The following is a 17,841-nucleotide window of genomic DNA, read 5'->3' on the forward strand; positions in this document are numbered from 1 at the left end:
GGTGACCGCGGTTGGCGGGGTTCGCCTGCCGGCCGCGGTTCAGCGCACCAGGGCGCCGTAGATCCAACCCAGCGCCTCGCCATCCTCGGTGCTGACGCGCAGCCAGCCCTGGTTTTCCTCGATGATGCGCAGCGTCGTGCCCGTTGCCAGCACCCGTAGCACCGGCGAGCCGCCGGTCGGCGAGGCACGGACATTGGCCGATTGCCGCACCACCCCGAACCGCGCGGTGGTGGCTGGCGGAGGCGCCGCGAGCGGCGGATGAACATAGCCGGAGCCGGCCGCGGACAAGCCGTCCGGCAGCGCCAGGTTGCGCGGACCGGGCGCGAGCTCCGGCGGCGGCGCGGCCTCCATCTCGCCGCCGCGGCGGGGCGGCGGGGGCGGTGCCGGGGGCGGCGGCAGGGGCAGGGGCGGGTCGTCCGCGCCTTCATAGAGCGCTGGCGGTGGTGGCAGGTCCACTTCCGCCACGGGTGACAGGGGGGGCACAGACCCCGTCCGGGCCGGTGGCGGCACCGATGGCGAGAGCTGCGGGGAAGACCCGGGGGCAAGCTGGGGCACGCTGCCGGCAACATCCTCCGGCTCCCCGGTCGAGGTCAGGCTGCCTAGGTAGAAGGCCAGCGCCACCAGGGGCGGCACCACGAGCCAGCTCCAGGCGGCGCGGGATGGCCCGCGCCGCACCTGTGCCGCGCGCGGTGGCGGCGGCGGACGGCTGTTCGGCAGCGCGCCGACACCGGTCTGCACCGGCCGGGGCGCCGGCCTTGCCGGTTCCGCCGGCTGGGATTGCGGCCTCGCCTGCGGCTGGCTGAGCTGCCGATAGGGGTGCAGCAGCTTGTAGGGGTAGCCGGCGAGCACCTCGACATAGGCGCGGTAGGCCGCCACGAAGGCGCCACCCAGCGCCAGGTTGCTGACGGCCAGCGACTTCACCAGCCCGTCGCCGCTGATGTCGATGCGCATGTATTGCGCCAGCGGACCGGCCTCGGTCTGGCCGATGATCTCGGCATCGCCGGACGGGGTGTTCTCGGTGAAGCGGAAGCTGCCCACATCCATGGCGATGCGGCGGCCGTCGATGATGCGATCGCTGCCGAAGAAGAAGCCGGGCAGGAATTCCCAGAAGCCGACCCCCATCAGCACCACGGTGGCCGCGTCGTCGCCGAGTGCGGCATCCGGCACGGCCGCGATCGACAGGTTGCGCGGTTCGCGCGGAACCAGGCCGCCGCCCGCGGGATCGGGGCGGTGCACCATCTCGAACAGCATCCCGGCCCCCGACAGGGCCACGGCGGCCGCGCGGAAATCCTCGTAGGCGCGGGCCAGCTCGGCGTTTTCCAGCAGCCGTGCCGCTTCCGGCAGAATGGCGCGGCGCTGCTCGCTAACCGATGGCTGCGGCCCATATTCGCCGGTCAGGGCCGGGTCAGGCGGCAGCGCCGGCTGCGGCATGGCTGGGGCGGACGCGGGCAGCGGGGCGCCGGCCGCGCCGGCAGATCTGGCACTCGCCGGACGGCGCGGTCCGGGCGGGGCCATGCCCGGCTCCCGCTGCGGCAGGTCCGGCCCGGCCTGATCCTGCATCGGGGCAGATGGTCCTGCGGCGGGCGCGGCGGATGGCATGGGATCCTCGCGACCGGCCAGGCCGTCGGGCGCCAGATTCCTCTTCGCGGATGATCCCTGGGATGGACGCAAGCGGGATGACATGGCCGGCAAACTCGCACAGAAGGCGGAACGGGTCCAAGCATCCGTCCGCTGCCAGCGGCGGCGGCGCTTCAATCATGATTGAGGCTGTTTAAGTCCCGCGGGGCAAGCTTTGCCTGCCGAGGCTGCGCTTTACCTTCGGGACGGCAGAGCTTCTTCTTCGATTCCTCCGGCGGGCACACCGCCGCCCATGATGATCACATCTTCGTCATGGCGACCTATAGTTGATCAGCATTCTGCAACTCGCTGCCCGTCAGGGTAGTCGCCGCAGATGCTCGCCGGATCGTGTGCAGCCGCCGTCATTCCAGCGGCTTTGGCGGTTGAATGCAGCGCGATGGGCTGCTTAAGACAAGAGCATGCACGGCTTGGACGCCCTTCGCGGCGTAGTCATGACGATCACGCCGCCTTAGCCGCCGCTTCCCGCAGCCTTTCGCGGGGTGCTGGAGCGCGCCAGGGCTCTCGCCGTTCTGCGGAACGGTGACGACGTATCTTGCGCGGGCGCCGGATCGCGATGGGGCCGCCCTGTATCAGCCGCGCCTGCTGAAGGTCGCGCGATGCCCTGAAGCCTTTTTGATTTTTCCTGAAATGGCCGCGCCGCGCCTGACGGCACGCGCTTGCGCCAGGGGTGACCCGTTGTCCGATCCGTCTGTCCCCGAGACTTCCCGCCCGCGGAAGCATCCTGTCGCGGCCACCCTGCGCGACAATGCCGCCCCAGGTCCCGCACGGTTCCTCTGGTGCTTCCTGCTTCTGGTGCTGATCGGGTTGGGTGCCATAACCGGCGCGCATTGGCTGCTGGCGAAGCAGGACCTGCTGGCGCCACCGCCACTCGCGGCCACCGATTGCATCGACGGTAAGCTCGCCGAGCTGCGTGACGCGCAGCTGGAGGACCGGACCTTGCTGGCGCTCGGCTCCTCCGCGACCTTGCGCAATCTCGACATGCCAGCGCTGCAGGCGGCCCTGCCGGCCAGCCGCGCCTACAACGCCGCGCCTTGTTACCTGCACATCGACCAGACCGCCTTCCTGGCCGAGCAGTTGCTGCCGCGCCTGCCGGAGATCACGACGCTGTTGACCGTGGTGGCGCCGCGCGACTTCGAGTCCTGCCCGGCGGCAGCCCGGGATTTTCTTGATCCCGCGCTGTTCTCCGCCTTCCTGGACGGCACCGTGCCGCGCTGGCTGCCTTATGTGAGTGGCTTCCGGCCGCTCTACCTGGCCCGCGCCGCCGCGGAGCGCGCCGGCCAGACCGTGCCACTGGCAGAGCGCGAGGCCCATGACGGCCTCGGCTCCGCCGTGCTGCGCCGGCCGCAATCCTGGCGCCCGCCCATGGAGATCGACCAGGATTGCTTCGCCGGCCTGACGGAGCTGGAAGCGGCGGCAGCGCGGCACGGGGCGCGGCTGGTGGTGGTGACGCTGCCGGTGATGCCTGAATGGCGCGCGGAGAATGATCCGGACGGCGGCCGCATCGCCGGCTGGGTGGCGCAGATGCGGCAGGCGCTGCGACGGGGCGAGACCCTGCTGATCGAGGGGCACGCGCTTGCCTGGGACGATGCCCGCTTCGCCGACCCGGTGCATCTGATCTTTCCCCACCACAGGGAGTTCACCCGGTTCATCGCCGCGGCGCTGCGCGGCACGGGCGGCAGCGCCGGCGGCACGGGAAGCTGAGACCGTGCTGTTCAACTCCCACATCTTCATCCTGCTGTTCCTGCCCATCACCCTGGCCGGCTTCTTCCTGCTCGGCCGCCTGCCGGACACGCGGCCGGCGCGGCTGTGGCTGCTCGTCGCCTCGCTGGTGTTCTATGGCTGGTGGAGCTGGCTGTATCTCGGCCTGCTGCTGCTCTCCATGGCGATCAACTTCGCCCTGGGCCGAGGCATCCTGTTCTGGCGCGATGACAGGCCGGGCTGGTCGCGCGGGCTGATGGTTCTGGGCGTTGCCGGCAATATCGGGCTGCTAGCCTGGTACAAATATGCCAGCTTCGTGATGCAGAATGTGGGGGCGCTGACCGGCCTCGAATTCGCCGTGGCGGGCGTGGTGCTGCCATTGGCGATCTCTTTCTACACCTTTCTGCAGATTGCCTTTCTGGTGGATTGCCGCAGCGGGCGCGCCGAACCCTATGGCCTGCTCGACTACACCCTGTTCGTGACGTTCTTTCCGCACCTGATCGCGGGGCCGATCGTTCACCACCATGAATTGATCCCGCAGTTTCACCGCGGCGCGACTTATCGGTTCCGCTCCGCCGATGTTGCGGCGGGCCTCACCTTCTTCACCATCGGACTCATCAAGAAGCTGGTGATCGCCGATCCGGTCGGTGCCTTGTCCACCCCGGTGTTCCAGACGGCTGCCCTGGCTCCGCCGGGCCTCGCCGAGGCATGGGTGGCGCTGCTCGCCTTCTCGATCGGCCTGTACTTCGATTTCTCGGCCTATTCGGACATGGCGATCGGGCTGGCCCGCATGTTCGGCATCCGCTTTCCATACAATTTCGATTCGCCCTACCGCGCCACGTCGGTGATCGATTTCTGGCGCCGCTGGCACATGACTCTGTCGCGCTTCCTGCGCGACTACGTCTACATCGCGCTGGGCGGTAGCCGGCTCGGCACGGGGCGGCGGAACGCCAACCTCCTCGTCACCATGGTGCTGGGCGGGCTGTGGCACGGCGCCGGCTGGACCTTCGTGATCTGGGGAGCGCTGCACGGACTCTACCTGCTGATGAACCATGCCTGGCGCAGCAGGGTGGGGCGCGCCCGCATCGCCGGCCGCGACCGGACGCTGGGGCGGATTCCGGCCTGGTCGCTGACTCTGCTGGCCGTGATGTTTGCCTGGGTGTTCTTCGCGGCACCCGATCTGCCTGCCGCCGCCGCCATGCTGGCCGGGCTGGGCGGCCTGCAGGGATGGATGCAGCCCGCCCATGCCGAGCTTGTCGGCCTCACCTGGGCCGGAGGGCCGGCGGCCCTGGTGGAAGCGATCGGCGGCATGCGGCTGCTGACTGCGGCGATCAGCTTCGGCATGCTGGGGCTGGGTATCCTCCTGGTGCTGGCGGCCCCCAACTCGCAGCAGATCGTCGATGGCGGGGAGGGCGAGGTAACGATGCCTTGGCTACTGCGCTTCCGGCCCCATCCCGTGTCGGCCGCCGCCGCAGCCATGGCCTTCCTGCTGGCCCTGGCGCTGATGGCCGACGTGAAGGAGTTCGTATACTTCCAGTTCTGATCCTGGGCCATGCCTCGATGATCGACGAGTGGATTGCTCGTTACCCTGGTGGATTGCTAGAGTTATGCAACCACGAGGAGAATGGGTCGGTATGTCCGGAGCCGGGAACATCACGCGGTGATGCCCGACGGCACCTTGCCCCCAGGAGCAATTCCGCAGACGGGGGCCGCGCCACGGCGGCAGATCGGGCTGCGGGTGCTGCTGGCCCTGCTTATGGGCGGCTTCGGCCTGCTGGCCACGGGTGCCGCGGCCCTGATGCTCGGCGCGCAGTTGGAGCAACGGCTGCAGCGTGACATCGGCGCCGAGTTCACGGTGGCCGCGGAACGGCTGGCGGACCTGCTGAACCGATCGCTGTTCGAGCGTCTGCGCGAGGTGCAGTTGCTCGCCTTCCTGCCGCTGATGCGCGACGGCGGCGGCCGGCCGGAGGAGCAGCGCGAGGTGCTGCGGCAGGTGCAGAGCCATCACCAGGGCTATGCCCTGTTGATGCTGATCGCGCCGGATGGCCGGGTGATCGCCAGCAGCAACGGTTCGCTCGAAGGGCTGGACGTCACGGGGGATGAGTATTTCCGCCAGGGGCGCCTGCGGTCCTTCGTGGGCGGCGTGCGGGATCCCGGGCTGTTGGCGCCGCGGCCGGGCGACACGGCGCGGCTGATCGACTTGGCGGCGCCGGTGTTCGACGCCGCCGGTGCGCTGCGCGGGGTGGTGGCCGGGCCGTTGTTCTGGGATTGGGCGGCCGCGCTCAGCCGGGAGGCGCTGGCGCCGCTGCGCGAGCGGCGGCGGGGCGTGGACGCCGTGCTGCTGTCCCGCGACGGCGAGGTGTTGCCGGGCCAGGCGATCGCAGCCGGGGAGGCGAGGCTGGAAAGCCTGGCGCCGGGCGCCCTGCCGATGCTGGCGCGCGGGCGTGCCGGCAGCGCTGTGGCGGGTTCCCTTCTGGTGGGCTTCGCGCCCATGCGTGGCCAGCGCGACCTGCCGGGACCCGGCTGGACGGTGCTGGTGCGGGGCGATGCGGCGGCGGCTTTGTCGCCGGTGCAGCGGCTGCGCCACCGCATCCTGGGCTGGGGTGCGGCAGCGGCGCTGCTGGCGGCGTTGCTCGGCTGGGGCATCGCGGGAGTTGTGGCCAGGCCCCTGCAGCGCTTGTCAGCCGCCGCGCGGCGGCTGCGCAGCGACTTGGCCGTCCCGATTCCCCGCAGCGGCCGCGTGCGCGAGGTCGCCACCCTGGCCGACTCGCTGGCCAGCTTGCTGACCACGCTCCGGCGGCGCGAGCACGAGCTGGCCGAAGGCGAGGCGCGGCTGCGCGCCGTGCTGGAACAGATGCCGGTGGGCGTGGTGCTGGTCGAAATGCCGTCCGGCCGACTGTGCTTCCGCAATGCGCGGGCGCTGCAGATCCTGGGCCGCCCGCTGGAGCTGGACACGCCGCTGACCCTGCAGGCCGCCTTTGGCAGCCTGCGTCGCGACGGCCTGCCTTACGAGGCGGAGGATTTCCCGGTGGCCCGGGCGCTGCGCCTCGGCGAAACCGTGGTGGCCGAGCCGATGCTGTATTGCCGGGACGATGGCAAGGTGATCTCTCTGGAGATGAACGCCGCGCCCGTGCGCGGCACCGCCGGGCAGTCCCTGCTGGTGGTCTGCACCTTCGAGGATGTCACGGAATCCCGCCTCACCGCCGAGCACAACCGGGTGCTGGCGCGGGAGGTGGACCACCGCGCCAAAAATGCGCTGGCGGTGGTGCAGGCGGCGCTGCGGATGACCAGGGCCGACAGCCTGGAGGCCTTTGTACGCGCCGTGGAAGGACGGGTTTCCGCGCTGGCCCGGGCGCAGATCCGGCTCGCCGAGGAGGAATGGCGCGGCGCCGGCCTGCATGCCTTGCTGAAGGGGGAGATGGCGGCTCTGCTGGGCGATGGGCTGCACGGCGCGCTGGAGCTAGAGGGGCCTGAGCTGATCCTGAAGGTGGAGGCGGTTCAGCCCTTGTCGCTGGTGGTGCATGAGCTCGCCAGCAACGCCGCCCGGCACGGCGCCCTGTCCCGGCCGGGAGGGCGCGTGACGCTGCGTTGGCACCAGGAGCGGGACGCGGCGCGCGGCAGCGACGTGCTTCACCTGCAATGGATGGAGCTGGACGGCCCGGCCCTCAGCGGGCCGCCGGCCCGGCGCGGCTTCGGCGCCCGCGTGATCGAGACAACGGCGCGGCAGCAGCTGGGCGGCACCGTGCATTGGGAATGGCGGCAGGCCGGGCTGTGCTGCCAGATGATGGTGCCGATGACGCGCCTGGTCACCGAGATCACCGCCGACTGAGCCCGGCCGCGGCCGTTTTCCCGACCTCCTCCGATGGCAGCCGGCAGCGGCTGGGCGTAGCCTGTGCCCGTGCCTGACGAATCGAAGCTCCCCGACCCCCGGCTGATGGCGGCCATTGTTGCCAGCGCCCTGTTCATGCAGAACCTCGACAGCACGGTGGTGGCGACCGCCCTGCCGGCAATGGCGCGGTCCCTCGGCGAGGATCCACTCGTGATGGGGGTGGCGATCACCTCCTACCTGGTGGCGCTGACAGTGTTCATCCCGCTGTCGGGCTGGGTGGCAGACCGCTTCGGCGCCAAGCAGGTGTTTCTGGCGGCGATCGGCACCTTCACCCTGGCATCGGCGCTGTGCGGCCTGTCCACCGGCTTGGCCGGTTTGGTGGCGGCGCGGGTGCTGCAAGGCCTGGGCGGCGCCATGATGGTGCCGGTCGGCCGGCTGCTGCTGCTGCGCCGCGTGCGCAAGGAGGAGTTGCTGTCGGTCACCACCTGGCTGACCATGCCGGGGTTGCTCGGCCCTTTGCTCGGCCCCCCCGTGGGTGGGCTGCTGACGGACCTGATCTCCTGGCGCGCGGTGTTCTGGATCAACGTGCCGGTGGGCGTTCTCGGCATGCTGCTGGTCTGGCGGATCATCCCCGCCTTGCCGGCCACCCTGCCGCCGCCGCCCGACATCCGGGGCCTGACCCTGGTGGGCGTGGCGCTGGCCTGCCTGATGTTCGCCTTCGAGACCCTGGGCCGGGGTTTGGTGCCGTCCTGGATGGCCGAGGGCGTGCTGTTGGCCGGCATCGGCTTGGCCGTGTGGGCGGTGCGGCACTGCCTGAAGGTGACGAACCCGGCGCTGGATTTCAGTCTGCTGTCGATCCCGAGCTTCCGGGCGCCGAATGTGTCCGGCGTGCTGTTCCGCATCGGCGCCGGGTCGGTGCCGTTCCTGATCCCCTTGACGCTGCAGCTCGGTTTCGGCGCCAGCGCCGCGCAGAGCGGCATGGTCAGCTTCGCCACCGCGCTGGGCGCCTTCGCCATGAAGCCGATGGCGCGCTTCGCGCTGCGCCGCTTCGGCTTTCGCGGCGTGCTGATCTGGAACGCCGTGCTGGCCGCGCTCTGCATCGCCGCCTGCGGCGCCTTCCGGCCCGGCTGGCCTATGTCGGCGGTGTTCGTGGTGCTGCTGCTGGGCGGCCTGTGCCGCTCGCTGCACTTCACCACGCTGAACACGCTGGCCTATGCCGACGTGCCGCAGGAGAAGCTGTCGGCCGCCACTAGCCTGTACAGCACCGCGCAGCAGCTGCCGCAGGCGCTGGGGGTCGCGCTGGCTTCGGCGACGCTGCAGGCGAGCGTGGCCCTGAGCGGGCGGAGCGCGGCGGCGATGCCGGATTTCACCGCCGGCTTCCTGGTGGGAGCGCTGCTGACGCTGCTCGCCGCGCCCCTCGCGATCGGGCTGCCGCGGGATGTGGGCGAGGGGATCGTCGCCGGCGGCGGTGCGCGCCGGCGGTAGCCATCCCGCTGCGAGGCCCGGAGAAACTCAACCCCGGCCGCGCCGTTATGGGAACGGATGATGAACAAGGAAACCATCATGGCCAAGGACGACGCGCAGGACGTGCCCAGCAACACGGTCAAGGATCCGGAAAACTGGACCACCGGCGATGAAAGCATGACCGGGGCCCAGGCCAGTTACTTGCAGACCTTGTGCGAGGAAGCGGGCGAGGAATTCGATCCGAAGCTGACCAAGGCTGAAGCCAGTCAGCGCATCGACGCGCTGCAGGGCAAAACCGGGCGCGGCCGCGACCACTAGGCGCCGCGACGCCGCAGGTGTCCGGAACGTCAGGCACCGGCATGGCCGGTCTGCCTGGCGTCGCCCTGGATCGATGCCTGAGGCAGGTCAGTGCCGGCACTCCGTATACCACGGTCCGCAAGCCGGTATTTCTCGATCCCGCCGGCTACTGATCGTGACGACCGCGTGAAACACACCGGGATCTGGCCGGTCGGCAGCGCCGGCGCTGGATGCCGGAGGGAGCCTACTCGGCCGGCTGGTGCTGTGCGACGCCGCTGCGGCTGAAGCGCCGCGCCAAGCTGTCGAAGGCCAGGTACAGAACGGGCGTCACGAACAGCGTCAGCGCCTGCGACACGGCGAGGCCACCCACCACGGCCAATCCGAGGGGCTGGCGCAGCTCGGCCGCCGCACCCCAGCCGGCGGCGATCGGCACGGCGCCAGCGGCGGCGGCCAGGGTGGTCATCATGATCGGCCGGAAGCGGAGCAGGCTGGCGTCCCGCACCGCAGTCAGCGGGTCATCGCCTGCGCGCTGCCGTGCCAGGGCCACGTCCACCACCATGATGGCGTTCTTCTTGACCAGCCCGATCAGCAGCAGCACGCCGATCACCGCGATCACCGACAGTTCCAGCCCGAACAGCCACAGGGTTGCCAGCGCCCCCAGCGCCGCAGGGGGCAGGCCGGACAGGATGGTCAGTGGATGCACCAGCGATTCGTAGAGCACGCCCAGCACCAGGTACATGATCAGCACGGCGGCCAGCAGCAGCATGCCCTGGCCGGCCAGCGCGTCCTGGAAGATCTGCGCCGTTCCCGCATAGCCGGTGACGATGGTGGGCGGCAGGCCGAAATCGCGCTCCACCCCGGCGATGGCGGTGGTGGCGTCGCCCAGCGCCACGCCGGGGGCGGTGTTGAAGCCGATGGTCACCGCGGGCAGCTGGCCCTGATGGGCCACGGTCAGCGGGCCGACGCGGCGCTCCAGCGTGGCGATGCCGGCCAGGGGCACCAGCCGGCCGCCGGAGCCGCGCAGATAGATCTTGGCCAGACCTGCCTCGTCCTGCTGGTCGCGCGGCAGGGCTTCCAGGATCACGGCATAGGAATCCGAGGCGCCGTAGATGGTGGAGATCTGCCGCGACCCAAAAGCCGAATAAAGCACCTGGCGCACCTGATCCACCGAGACGCCCACCGCCGCCGCCTTGTCGCGGTCCACGTTCACCGACAGGATCGGCGCGGCCATCTGCAGGTCGGAGTTCACGTCCTGCAGTTCCGGCAGGCCGCGCAGCGCCTCGGTCATGCGGGTGGACCAGTCGTACAGTTCGTCGGCGCGCAGCCCCTGCAGGGTGTACTGGTAGAGGGTGCGCGACGGACGGGCGCCGAAGTTCAGGTTCTGGATCGGGTTGAAGAACACCCGCATGCCGGGGATCCCGGAAGTCTGGCGGCGCAGATCCTGGATGATGCCCTGGATAGCCTCGCGGTCCCTGCGCGGCTTCAGCTGTACGAACATGCGGCCCTGGTTCAGCGCCTGGCTGATGCCGCCGATGCCGGCCGAGGAATTCACCTGCACCACGGAGGGATGGCGCCGCACGATCTCCGCCACGTAGCCCTGCCGAACCACCATGTCATCGAAGGACGTGTCCTGCGGCCCCTCGGTGGAGACGCTGAGCAGGCCGGTATCCTCCACCGGAAAGAAGCCCTTGGGGATGGTGACGGCCAGCCAGGCGGACAGGGCGATCGAGGCGAGGAAGATCAGCCACACCGCCGGACGGAAGCGCAGCGCCTTGTCCAGCATCCAGCCATAGCCGCGCTCCACCGCCTGGAAGCCGCGCTCCAGCATCGCATCGAAGCGGGAGGGCCTGCCATGGGCCGGCAGGCGGCTGGCCATCAGCGGTGTCAGGGTCAGCGACACGAAGCAGGACACGATCACCGCCAGCGACACGGTGGCGGCGAAGGCGTTGAACACCCGCCCGACCACGCCGCCCATCAGCAGGATCGGGATGAACACGGCAATCAGCGACAAGGTGATGGAGATGATGGTGAAGCCGATCTCCCGGGCACCGCGGATGGCGGCGGCCAGAGGATGCATGCCGTCCTCCATGTGCCGGACGATGGCCTCCAGCATCACGATGGCGTCGTCCACCACCAGCCCCACCGCCAGCGTCATGCCGAGCAGGGTGATGTTGTCGATGCCGTAGCCCAGCGCGTACATCAGCCCGAAGGTGCCGGCGAGCGAGATCGGCACCGCGATGGCCGGGATCAGCGTGGCGCTGACCTTGCGCAGGAACAGGAAGATCACCAGCACCACCAGCCCCACCGCGATCATCAGGTGGTGCTGCACGTCGCCTACCGCCTCGCGGATCGAGGCGGAGCGGTCCAGCATGACGATGATCTCGGCGCCTGGGGGCAGCGCGGCCTGCAGGCCGGGAATGGCGGCCTTCACCGCATCCACCACATCAACGGTGTTGGCATCCGGCTGGCGTTGCACCGCCAGCGTCAGGCCGCGTTCGCCGTTCACCCAGGCGGCGATCCGGTTGTTCTCCACCCCGTCCAGCACGGTGGCGACGTCCTGCACACGGATCGGCGCGTTGTTGCGGCCGCCGATGATCAGGCGGCGGAACTGCTCGGCATCCTGCAGCTGGTCATTGGCGCGCAGCGTCAGCTGCTGGCGCGGGCCGTTCAGCGTTCCGACCGGGGTGTTGCTGTTGGCCGCGGAGATGGCCTGCTGTGCCTCGTCGAAGCCATAGCCCAGCGCCGCCACGCGGTCGGGATCGAGCTGGATGCGGACAGCGTATTTCTGCTCGCCATAGGTGACCACCTGGGCGACGCCCGGGATGCGCGACAGGGCGGGCGAGATCAGCACCGCCGCCACCTCGTTCAGCCGGTAGAGCGGCACGTCGCCACCCTTCAGGTTCAGCAGCACCACCGGCGCGTCGGCCGGGTTGGACTTCCGGAAGGAGGGCGGGTTGGTCATCTCCTGCGGCAGCCGCCGCTGCGCCCGGGAGATCGCCGCCTGCACGTCCAGCGCCGCCGCGTCGATGTCGCGGCCCAGCACGAATTGCAGCGTGATCGAGGTGCGGCCCGAGCCCGAGGTGGAGGACATCTGGTCGATGCCGGCGATGGTGGAGAATTCCCGCTCCAGCGGCAGCGCGACCGAGTTTGCCATGTTCTCCGGGCTGGCGCCGGGCAGGTCGGCGCTGACCGAGATCACCGGGAAATCTACCCGCGGCACCGCGGCCACGGGCAGCTGCAGGTAGGCGATGATGCCGGCCAGCACGGCGGCGACCGCCAGCAACCCGGTCATCACGGGGCGGCGGATGCAAAGCTCGGACAGGTGCATGGTGGGTCCCCAGGCTCAGCTTTGCGGGCGGGCGGCCCCGCGCTCCGTCACGCGGGCGCCGTCGGACAGCAGCTGCGCGCCCTCGACCACCACCTTGTCGCCGGCGGCGATCTCGGCTTCCAGCACGGCGCGGCCCGAGACCACGCGCTGCAGGGCCACGGCGCGGCGGCGGGCCCGCGACTCGCTATCCACCACGTAGACGTAACGCTCGCCGCCCGATCCGGTCTGCACCGCCTGCACCGGCACCGACAGCGCATCCGGCTCCACCCGCGGCACCAGCACCACATTGACGTACTGGCCGGGCCAGAGGCTGTCCTGCGGGTTGGCGAAGCGGGCCTTGAGCTGAATGGTGCCGGAGGTGGCATCCACCTGGCTGTCCACGAAGAACAGCCGGCCCTCCACCGGCGCCTTGTGGTCCCCGGGGGGATGCGCTGTCACCGTGGGCTGTCCCTGCCGCATGGCGGACTGGATCTCCGGCAGCCAGCGTTCCGGCACGGCGAACTGAACCTGGATCGGGTCCGTCTGGGTGATGGTGGCCAGCGGCGCGGTGTCGCCGGCGCGAACCAGGTTGCCCTCGGTGGCCGGAATGGCGCCGAGCCGTCCATCCAGCTCTGCCCGGATGGTGGCGTAGCCGAGGGTGATGCGGGTCTGCGCGATCTGCGCCTCGGTGGCGCGCACCGTGGCCTCGGCGGCGGCCGCGTCCGCCTGGGCCTGTTCCAGGCGCTGCTGCGCGGCGAAGCCTTCCCCCCGCAGGGAGGTGTAGCGCACCGCATCCTGTCGCGCCCGCACCGCCTGGGCACGATCACGGGCCGCCTGCGCCTCCTGCTGTGCCAGCTGCGCCTCGGCCATGCGGGCATCCAGGGTGAACAGCACATCGCCGCGCTTCACCCGCTGGCCTTCCTGCACATGCACCTGCCGCATCTGCCCTTCGACTCGGCTGCGCACCGCCACCGTGGCCTCGGCCATCACGTTGCCATTCGCGGTGATCTCCAGTGGCATCGGCCCACGCTCAGCGGCACGGGTGACCACCGGAAGGCCGGCTGGGCGCCGGGCGGGCGTTTCCTGGGCGTGCGGAGATAAGGAGGGGAGGGCGACGGCTACCAGCCCGACGCCGAGCGCGCCCGCCAGCAGCCAGGGATGCGAACGCGCAATTTGCATGCATTCGCCATAAAGCGCCGCGCCACTCCGGCATAGCTGCCGTTACGGTGCGTTACAATTCAATTCGGAAGGCAAAGGGCGGTCCACCTGGATAATGGACACTGGGAACGGCAAAGCCGCGGTTCATGCGGGGCTGAGCCTGCAAGCCGCGGTGCCGGCCAGTCCAGCCGCTCCACGGGGGAGCGGCGGGGGATCAGAAGCCTTCGCGCTCCAGGCGCTTGCGCTCCACCTTGCGGGCGCGGCGAACGGCCTCGGCAGCCTCGCGGGCGCGGCGCTCAGACGGCTTCTCATAGTGGCGGCGCAGCTTCATCTCGCGAAACACGCCTTCGCGCTGCAGCTTCTTCTTCAGGGCCTTGAGGGCCTGATCGATATTATTGTCCCGAACGACGACCTGCACGCTGTGCGGTATCCTTTTTCCAGTCGGCCTGGCACGCCAGGTTGTGTGAAATCGAAAGCACGAAGCGCCGGACAAGCGCCGGTGCCTTCCTGCAAGGTGCGCGGCGTGTAGCATGGCATCCGGCAAGATCAAAGGGTTTCCCGGCGCCCACGGGGCGGACGGGGATCACAACCAATGACCAGGCGTCGCGTTGCTGGCGGCGGAGGGATTGCATGGCCATTCTGAAGATCGCCCGCATGGGCCACCCGGTGCTGCTGCGCGTGGCCGAACAGGTGCCGGACCCACAGGCGCCCGAGATCCGCCGGCTGGTGCGCGACATGGCCGAAACCATGCTGGACGCCTCCGGCCTTGGATTGGCGGCGCCGCAGGTGCATGAACCGTTGCGCATCTTCGTCTGGCGCAACGGCGACGCCGTCGCCGCGCTGATCAACCCCGAGCTGGAGCTGCTCAGCCCGCCCGACCAGCGCGGCTGGGAAGGCTGCCTGTCGATTCCCGGGCTGCGCGGCAATGTGGAGCGTGCCCACCGCGTTGCGTTCCGGGGCACCGACATCGAGGGGCAGGCGGTGGAAGGGGAGGCGGAAGGCCTGATTGCCCGCGTCATGCAGCACGAGTTCGACCATTTGAACGGCGTGCTCTACCCCAGCCGGATGAGCGATCTCGGGCTGTTCGGCTTCACCGACGAACTGGCCCGGGCTGCCCATCAGGCAGCCCAGCAGACGGAACGGCCATGAGCCCGGCGACGCTGGAGCGCAGCGCCGAACGCGACGCCGCGTTGCGCGCCACCCTGCCGCATGTCCCGGCGCTCGGCTGGACCTCGGCTGCCCTGCGCGCCGGATTGCGTGACATCGGCGCCGATCCGGCCTCGGCCGACTGGCTGTTTCCGCGCGGAGCCGCCGGCATGGCGGAAGCCTGGAGCGACCTCGCCGACCGCGACATGGCCGCCGAAGCCGCCGAACTCGGGCTGGATGCGCTTCGCACCCCCGCACGCATCCGCACCCTGCTGGAGATCCGGCTGCGGCAGCACACGCCGCACAAGGAGGCGGTACGCCGTGCCCTGGCGGTGCTGGCCCTACCCTGGAACTACGGTGCCGCGGCGCGTGCCACGGCGCGCAGCGTGGACGCCATGTGGCAGGCGGCGGGCGACGCATCGGCCGATCTGTCCTTTTATACGCGCCGGGCCACCCTGGCGGGGGTGTACGCCAGCACCGTGGGCTACTGGCTGCAGGACCCCGATCCGGATGCGGAAGCGACATTGCGCTTCCTGGACCGGCGGCTGGCCGATGTGGCGCGGCTCCAGCGCCCGCGGCGCAGGGCGGCTTGAGGCGGCGTCACAGCGCCGGCCGGAGAAGCCGTCCGGCAGCGTGACAGGCGGAGAAACCGGTGGACAAGCCGGGCCATGCGCGGCACAGGCCCGGGCTTGGCTCCCTTGTTTCAGGATCCCCCGCGTGACCGACACCCTCTCCGCCGCGCCGCTGGTCGGCATCATCATGGGCAGCCGCTCCGATTGGGAAACCATGCGGCATGCGGCCGAGACGCTGGACAAGCTCGGCATCCCGCACGAGACGCGGGTGGTGTCGGCCCACCGGACGCCGCAGCGGCTTTATGATTACGCGCAGGGCGCCGCCGGGCGCGGTTTGCGCGTGATCATCGCCGGGGCCGGCGGTGCCGCGCACCTGCCGGGAATGGCCGCCGCCATGACCCGCCTGCCGGTGCTCGGCGTGCCGGTGGAAAGCCACGCCCTGAAGGGCATGGACAGCCTGCTCTCCATTGTTCAGATGCCGGCGGGAATCCCGGTCGGCACGCTGGCGATCGGCCGCGCTGGCGCGGTGAACGCGGCGCTGCTGGCAGCGGCCATGCTGGCCACCACCGATGCGGCGCTGGCCGCGCGGCTCGACGCCTTCCGCGCGGCGCAGACCGAGTCGGTGGCGGAGACCCCGGCATGAGCCGGAACCCGGACGCGCCGCTGCCGCCCAACAGCACCATCGGCATCCTCGGCGGCGGCCAGCTCGGCCGCATGTCGGCCCTGGCCGCGGCGGAACTGGGCTACCGGTGCCACGTCTACGCACCCGACGCCGACTCGCCCGGCATGCAGGTGGCCGCCGCCCGCAGCGTGGCCGGCTACGAGGACGAGGCAACGCTCGCTGCCTTCGCCGCCGCCGTGGACGTGGTGACGTTCGAGTTCGAGAACGTGCCCTCCCGCACGCTGGAGATCCTGGCGCCGCTGGTGCCCTGCCGGCCCGGCATGAAGGCCCTGTCTGTCTGTCAGGACCGGCTCCAGGAGAAGGCCTTCCTGGCGGCCGCCGGCGTGCCGGTGGCGCCCTGGGCGCCGGTGGCCTCGGAGGAGGACCTGCAGGCCGCCCTGGCCCGCATCGGCCTGCCGGCCGTGCTGAAGACCACCCGATTCGGCTATGACGGGCGCGGCCAGGCCGTGCTCCGCGCCCCGGAGGAGGCCGCCGCCGCTTTCGCCCGGCTGCACCCGAAGCCGCTGATCCTGGAAGCCTTTGTGCCCTTCACCCAGGAAATCTCGGCGGTGGCCGCGCGTGGTCCGGATGGCGCCACAGCGGTCTATGATGCCGTGGAAAACCGCCACCACCACCACATCCTGGATCTCAGCTTCGCGCCGGCACGGGTGCCCGCCGCGGTGGCCGATTCGGCCCGGCGCCATGCCGCCCAGGTGGCGGCGGAGCTGGAACTGGTCGGCGTGCTGGCGGTGGAATTCTTTTTGTTGCCGGACGGCACGCTGCTCGGCAACGAGATCGCGCCACGCCCGCATAATTCGGGCCACTGGACCCAGGATGCCTGCCAGTCCAGCCAATTCCACCAGCACATCCGCGCCGTGGCCGGCCTGCCGCTCGGCACGGCGGAGCGGCATTCCGATGCGGTGATGCGCAATCTGGTGGGGCCGGAGGGCATGGCGAAGCTGTTGGCCGCGCAGGCGAATCCCACCGTTTCCGTTCATCTCTATGGCAAGGCAGAGGCCCGGGCAGGACGCAAGATGGGCCATCTGAATCGCGTGCTGCCCCGCGGCACGGTGGAACAGGCGCGGGATGAGGACCTACTCTCCGGCCTGTGACCAGAGGAACCGGACGGGCTGTGGCAGCGAAGTCACATGTGGCCGGAATCACTCCATCACCCGCTGTACTGTAGCCGGGGGAGTGCTAGTTGATGATCACGCAGCGCCAAGAACCCAGATGAAACTCGGTGATGAGCGCGGCGAGCATGCCTCTGGTGGATCGAGGAGATTTCGAATGAGCCTCAAGAAGGCGCTTCTGGCCGCGACGATGATGTCGCTGCCGCTCGCGGCCCACGCGCAGCAGCCGGTGACCGGCGTGTATCTCGGTGCTGGCGCGGGCTACAACTACCTGCAGTCGACGAGCGTCGACCTGCCGGAGAACGGCCCGTCCATCTTCGGCGCCGCCGATGTGGAGTTCGACCATGGCTGGGGCGGCGTGCTGAGCCTCGGCTACGGCTTCGGCAACGGCTTCCGCGCGGAGCTCGAGGGCAATTACCGCGAGAACGAGGTCGACCAGATCGGCAGCCTGCCGGGTATCGGCGGCAAGGCCCGTTCCTACGGCGCGATGGTCAACGCCCTGTACGACTTCAACCTCGGCCTGCCCGTGGTGCCGTACCTGGGCGCCGGCGTCGGCTATGTGTGGCACGAGTACGACACCGTGCGCAGCCGCTTCAACCCGGCCAATGCCGGCGTGAACAGCATCACCATCGATGACGAGGACGGCCAGTTCGCCTTCCAGGGCATCGCCGGTCTTGCCTTCCCGATCGCGGCCGTGCCGGGCCTGGCGATCACCGCCGAGTACCGCTTCCTGGGCACGCTCAGCCCGGAGATGACTGTGACCAACCGTGGCCCGACGGGCGCGGCGGTCAGCCGCTCGGTTGACGTGGACAACTACAACCACTCCGGCTTCATCGGCATCCGCTATGCCTTCAACCAGCCTGTGCCGCCGGCGCCGGTTCCGGTTGCCCCGGCTCCGGCCGCCGCGCCGGCCCCGGCCCGCACCTACCTGGTGTTCTTCG

General features: G+C 70.3%; 14 protein-coding genes. 10 read left to right on the forward strand and 4 right to left on the reverse strand.

The genetic code is table 11. The features are described from left to right. Window positions 1-39 precede the first annotated feature (39 nt). Window positions 40-1,560 (reverse strand): SH3 domain-containing protein, encoded by a 1,521-nt coding sequence (locus D2K64_RS18835; protein WP_120009932.1) that lies wholly within the window; start codon window positions 1,558-1,560, stop codon window positions 40-42. A gap of 753 nt (window positions 1,561-2,313) precedes the next feature. Here D2K64_RS18835 and D2K64_RS18840 point away from each other — a divergent pair. From D2K64_RS18840 to D2K64_RS18860, 5 genes are all read left to right on the forward strand, one after another. Further along, window positions 2,314-3,339: a hypothetical protein gene (locus D2K64_RS18840; protein WP_157985940.1), complete on the forward strand. Its 1,026-nt coding sequence runs from the start codon at window positions 2,314-2,316 to the stop codon at window positions 3,337-3,339. Between the two features lie 4 nt (window positions 3,340-3,343). Further along, complete coding sequence (locus D2K64_RS18845) at window positions 3,344-4,879, forward strand: MBOAT family O-acyltransferase (RefSeq protein WP_120009934.1); 1,536 nt, start codon at window positions 3,344-3,346, stop codon at window positions 4,877-4,879. Window positions 4,880-4,999: 120 nt separating this feature from the next. After that, a complete protein-coding gene (locus D2K64_RS18850) occupies window positions 5,000-7,165 on the forward strand; it encodes an HWE histidine kinase domain-containing protein (RefSeq protein WP_120009935.1) in 2,166 nt (721 codons plus the stop codon). 69 nt (window positions 7,166-7,234) lie between these two features. Next, a complete protein-coding gene (locus D2K64_RS18855) occupies window positions 7,235-8,650 on the forward strand; it encodes an MFS transporter (RefSeq protein WP_238384287.1) in 1,416 nt (471 codons plus the stop codon). Between the two features lie 78 nt (window positions 8,651-8,728). Continuing rightward, window positions 8,729-8,947, forward strand: coding sequence for a DUF3072 domain-containing protein (locus D2K64_RS18860; RefSeq protein WP_238384288.1), 219 nt, complete (start codon window positions 8,729-8,731; stop codon window positions 8,945-8,947). 223 nt (window positions 8,948-9,170) lie between these two features. Here the strand turns inward: D2K64_RS18860 and D2K64_RS18865 are convergent, their stop codons facing one another. The 3 genes from D2K64_RS18865 to rpsU form a co-directional block, all read right to left on the reverse strand. Further along, window positions 9,171-12,254, reverse strand: a complete 3,084-nt coding sequence (locus D2K64_RS18865; protein WP_120009937.1) for an efflux RND transporter permease subunit — start codon at window positions 12,252-12,254, stop codon at window positions 9,171-9,173. Between the two features lie 15 nt (window positions 12,255-12,269). Continuing rightward, window positions 12,270-13,412, reverse strand: a complete 1,143-nt coding sequence (locus D2K64_RS18870) for an efflux RND transporter periplasmic adaptor subunit (RefSeq protein WP_238384289.1) — start codon at window positions 13,410-13,412, stop codon at window positions 12,270-12,272. A 193-nt stretch (window positions 13,413-13,605) separates the two neighbouring features. Beyond that, window positions 13,606-13,809 (reverse strand): 30S ribosomal protein S21, encoded by a 204-nt coding sequence (rpsU, locus tag D2K64_RS18875; RefSeq protein ID WP_007006360.1) that lies wholly within the window; start codon window positions 13,807-13,809, stop codon window positions 13,606-13,608. 212 nt (window positions 13,810-14,021) lie between these two features. On the opposite strand from rpsU, the gene def reads away from it, so the two are divergent. From def to D2K64_RS18900, 5 genes are all read left to right on the forward strand, one after another. Continuing rightward, window positions 14,022-14,540 carry a peptide deformylase gene (gene def / locus D2K64_RS18880; RefSeq protein WP_120009938.1) on the forward strand — a complete coding sequence of 173 codons (519 nt, stop codon included), beginning with the start codon at window positions 14,022-14,024 and terminating at the stop codon, window positions 14,538-14,540. Continuing rightward, entirely contained in the window at window positions 14,537-15,130 is a 594-nt protein-coding gene (locus D2K64_RS18885; RefSeq protein ID WP_120009939.1) for a COQ9 family protein, read from the forward strand. Before def ends, D2K64_RS18885 begins: the two co-directional genes overlap by 4 nt. Window positions 15,131-15,296: 166 nt before the next feature. Next, window positions 15,297-15,752 carry a 5-(carboxyamino)imidazole ribonucleotide mutase gene (gene purE, locus D2K64_RS18890; protein WP_120009943.1) on the forward strand — a complete coding sequence of 152 codons (456 nt, stop codon included), beginning with the start codon at window positions 15,297-15,299 and terminating at the stop codon, window positions 15,750-15,752. Further along, on the forward strand, window positions 15,749-16,882 hold the full coding sequence (locus tag D2K64_RS18895; protein WP_120009940.1) for a 5-(carboxyamino)imidazole ribonucleotide synthase: 1,134 nt from the start codon (window positions 15,749-15,751) through the stop codon (window positions 16,880-16,882). Before purE ends, D2K64_RS18895 begins: the two co-directional genes overlap by 4 nt. 175 nt (window positions 16,883-17,057) lie before the next feature. Further along, window positions 17,058-17,841: porin family protein (locus D2K64_RS18900; RefSeq protein ID WP_157985941.1), on the forward strand; the 784-nt coding region annotated here is incomplete at its 3' end.

This window comes from Teichococcus vastitatis, assembly GCF_003604215.1.
GTDB lineage: Bacteria > Pseudomonadota > Alphaproteobacteria > Acetobacterales > Acetobacteraceae > Pseudoroseomonas > Pseudoroseomonas vastitatis.